The sequence below is a fragment of the Schaalia canis genome, assembly GCF_003858455.1.
Lineage (GTDB): Bacteria > Actinomycetota > Actinomycetes > Actinomycetales > Actinomycetaceae > Pauljensenia > Pauljensenia canis.
The window spans coordinates 1-4254 of the sequence record NZ_RQZF01000021.1 but is presented as its reverse complement, the minus strand read 5'-3'; the positions used below and the strand labels follow the sequence as shown (position 1 = coordinate 4254).

The 4254-nt window shown below is 54.9% G+C and carries 1 protein-coding gene; it reads right to left on the bottom strand.

Going from position 1 to position 4254, the window contains the following annotated elements; translation table 11 throughout:
* Positions 1-3465, bottom strand: a 3465-nt coding sequence (locus tag EII11_RS10225; protein WP_165867151.1) for an SdrD B-like domain-containing protein, incomplete at its 3' end; no start/stop codon positions are given.
* Positions 3466-4254: the final 789 nt, after the last annotated feature.

Genomic DNA, 4254 nt, shown 5'->3' with positions numbered 1-4254 from the left:
TGCAGCATCATCATCATCAGCCTCAACAGTAGGAGCCAAACCACGAGGCAGCTTGGTCACAGTCACCACATAAGACGTACCAGCAGGCAGAACTGGCAGGTTATTGAAATGGTAGGACCCGTCAGCTGCGCTAAGAATCGGCTGAACTGGAAGTGCGTTAGCCTTGCCCAGGTCATCGATGTAGTAGACCTTCTGGTCGTCGGAGCGAGAAATGCTCAGAGTCACGCCCTCAATGCCGGGCTCGCCATCATCTTGCAGGCCATTCTTGTTGGTATCAAACCACACGAAGTCACCAACAGACACGGAAGCGTATACGAAACCGAAATCAAGGGTCGGATCGTTTTGACCGTCCTTCGTTAGCGGACCAGACGTGGCTTTTTCCGTGGAAGAGTCGTTAGTGGAGTCAAGACCTTCGGCCTGGGACTCAGCAGCCGTCAAGGTTGGGGCGTAAATAGCCGGGACGTTCTCAACGGTCACCACATACTTCACGTTGTCAGGAAGCACTTGCAGATCATTGAAAGAGTATCGGCCATCAGCGTCGGTCGTTGCGGTTAACGCCGAAGCCGGACGGTCATTACCATCAGCGTTCTTCACAGTCCCGTTATCATCGCGGGAAATACGCAGGACGATGTCCTTAATGCCGGGCTCCCCGCCATCCTGCTTACCGTCCTTGTTGGCATCAAACCACACGAAGTCACCAACAGACACAGCAGGCTTGATGTAGCCGAAGTCCAGGGTGAGGTCCTTTTCATCGTCCGCCAGGACTCGCGCAATTGCGTGACCCTCATGAGCGGACGAATCCTTCTCTTCATTACCCTGCGTCACCTTGGTGGGAGCGTACCCCCTAGCGGGGTCAAGAGAAACAGCGACCTTGTACTTCTTGCCTCCAGGGAGGACAGGGAGGTTCTCGAAGAGGTAACGTCCGTCATCCACGGTGGTGAAAGGTGCAACCTTCTTGCCGTTGACGTCAGTAATTTCGTTGCCGTCTTCGTCAGTCAGGGTTAATACGGCGCCGCCAATTCCGGGCTCACCGTCATCTTGCAGACCATTCTTGTTGGCATCAAACCACACGAGGTCACCAACAGACACCTTCGCTTCCGGCGTCTTTGCATGCCAGGGGTCGTTATCCGTCACAGGAGTGCCAGATCCGACGCCCGTCCCGCCGACGGTGACGGAATTTGCGTGAGTCTTGCCCCATCCGATAGGCGAGAGGGTTGCAGTACAGGTGTACTTCTTTCCTGCTTTGAGGACGAGGTTTTGATCAAAGGTCACGATGCCATTGACTGCGTTAATGGTGTGTGTGTCCAAGGTGCAGGAGAGGTTTTCGAGCGCTGGACCGTCTGTGGTGACATCTGTGAAAGTCAGCTTGCTCAGGTCTTCATTGCCCGTGTTGGTGACGTCAATCGTGACGGTCTTTGGCTGAGCAGGATTCAGCACGACGGCCGCGTCTGCAGTGTCGGCATCTCCTGTTGCAAGGGTGTCTGAGTATTTCTCGACGTCGATCGCCGGGGCAACCTTGATGAAGCCAAAGTCGAGCGTATCGTCGCGTTCTTGATTGGCGGTCAATCCCTGGGATGCGGCAGAGCCCGTTGAGGAGTCATTCGCACGATCCTGTGTTGCTTCAGCCTCTGTCGGTATGTAGCCAGCAGGGGGCGTCACCGTAACGGTGTACTTTTGGCCAGCGGTCAGCACCGGGAGGTCGTCGAAGCTGTAGTGTCCGTCCCCATTGGTCTTGACGGGATCAACCTTCTTATTGTGAACGTTGGTTACTGCTCCGCCGCCGGGACCGGTGAGGGTCAGAGTGACATTTTCGATCCCGGGTTCGCCGACGTCTTGTCTGCCGTCCTTATCGCTGTCGAACCATACGAAGTCGCCAACCGAGACGGATTGCTTAACCTCAAGGCTATTGACCAACCCAACTTGGGTAATCACATTGTCGCCGACATTGAAGGAATTGCCTGCATCATCGCCCACCTTGAAAGCAGGGGGGAGCCATCCGTATCCCGCTGGTGGTGTCACTGCTGTTGGATCTTCCTCAAGGGTGATAGTGGTCCCCTTCGGGAAGGTTCCGGGGAAGACAGTTTTCTTTCCGAGTTCAGCGCTCAAGGTTAGTTGACCGGCGTTTTGAGTGGGCTGCGCGCCTGCGGGGGGCGCCCAGCCCGCATAATCTTGAACCTTTGCGCCGCCGGGGAGGGTCCAGTTGACTACGACCGGGAAGCGCGTGGCAACTGCGAGAGTATCGGCTCCCGGCCCTGAGGCGGTCTTTGTAAGCGCGAAGCCACCAAAACCGGGTTGCATGGTGATGCTCGCCGAGAACTGGTCGGTGTAGGAAACCGACATAGATTCTTCAATACCGAGGTCTTGGTTCCTCACTCGGTTTTCATAGAGGAAACCTTGACGGACATATCCATCATCGCTGACCGGCTTGGAGGTGTAGAAGAACTGGTAGTTCGTATTGGGCAGGAAGGGGCCGGAGACGGTCACGGTTGCTGTGCTGCCGGTGGGTGTTTCGGAGTCGAACACGACCGACATGGAGTACCCGTTACGGCTGTATCCTGCTGCGTCGGCAATCTTACGCTGGCCCTCAGGGATAGGGTTTGCATCCCCTTCGCTCTGGTACTGCTCGAGGTACCACGTGCTCTTGGTTTTATCGAAGCGCTGGCCAGGGCCCAAGTTGTCGACAAAGGTCAGGGTGTGGTGCGTCTGACCGTCGAAGGTCTTCGGCATGTTCTTTGCGGCATACGCTTCTGCAAGCTTCTTGGTGCCAATACGCGTGTGCCAAATGATCTCGTCGCTCGTTCCCTCGATGTCGTAGACACTCTTCGAGGTGGCAGGGTAGTCATAGTAGTCTGCGGGCCACTCGGTAATGCCATTTCCACCGGGAAGATCGGTGGGAGGAATTGGCGGTCCTGAGACAGTGATATCAGTTTGCGTATTATTTGTGATTTGAACAGCCTGGACCACTGCCTTGATCTGCCCCGCAAACAGGTCGAACCCTTGGGCGATCTTCTCATCAACCGCCTGGTTGAACGTACAAGTAAGAATCTTGTTTTCGCGAACACAATCACCATATGAAGTCGGATCGGTCGGCCCAAGGGTGATGGGAGCGGCAGATGTCGCGGATTGGAAAGAGAGCTCTTCCGGCAGAGTCACTGTGAAGGAGTCCCCTGAGCGAAGGCTGGGATTCAAGCCCTTGGCATCCCAGTCGAATGTCATGCGAGCATACTCCCAGAGGCGAAGTCCGTGTCCAGGAAGCGTCTGCTCACTATTTGCATCCTGCAGCTTCACCAAGGTCATGTTGGTGATCTTGATGCTGTTATTGACAGTGGCGCGTGCGGCGGGCGCAGGGACGAACTGCAGGACGAAGGCGAGAAAGACTATGGCAACCAGGGCCACGAGGCTTATGGTGCGACCGAGCCTACCCTTCCCGACATCAGCAGCTCGATAAGGGCTGACGAGAATCATTTCCACACTCCTTTTAAGCGAATTGCCCGTATGATTTCGGGCAATACAATCCAAATTGAGCCTATCAGCGTTCCTCATAAAAATAAACAGCAAAACCTCAGGCTCACCCCCCAAGAGCTATACTTAATATTGTTGCAAATAACAGATTGTACATTCTAAGAAATTCTTCGCCCCCCGACCTGTCACCACCAAGGGTGTAACTACTCAAAAAGCCGAAGAACAAACTGACCAGAGATGGGGTTAGGCAGAGAGAGAGTATGCAGCTTTTTTCAAGGAAACGAAACCCTTTTCCCTGTTTCAATTATTTCTATCGAGCCGCTTTTTACCTATCGCTCACATTTTGCTAGATGTGCGATAGTGTCCCAAGCTCGAGGCTAGTCAAACGGCGTATGAGGTATAGTGCTGACTTTTCGCGTCCGGAGACACAGGTGGAGAGTATTGAAGAGCACATCTCGCTGTTCTGTCTCAACGAGGATTTACTTCGCTCAGCAACTCTCGGCGACCGCAGCGCAGGCATTGAGATCTCAGGGACCCGAAAGGCGCAACTGCTAGGCGGGCGACGAAAAGGAGGGCCCGCTCCACCTGCGCATGACTGTTGAGAGCCTCCACCGTCAGGTCTACGCTCCTACCTTCTTATAATGACGACTCTCCCAGCCCATGAACGGGCTGGGAGAGTCGTCATTGGCGCGTTATCTACTGTGAGGGTTTGGCGCGGTGGGGTGTTTTATTGGGTTGCGCGGCGGCGGGCTAGAACACCCGCAGCACCAAGTAGCATCACCAGTACCGCGA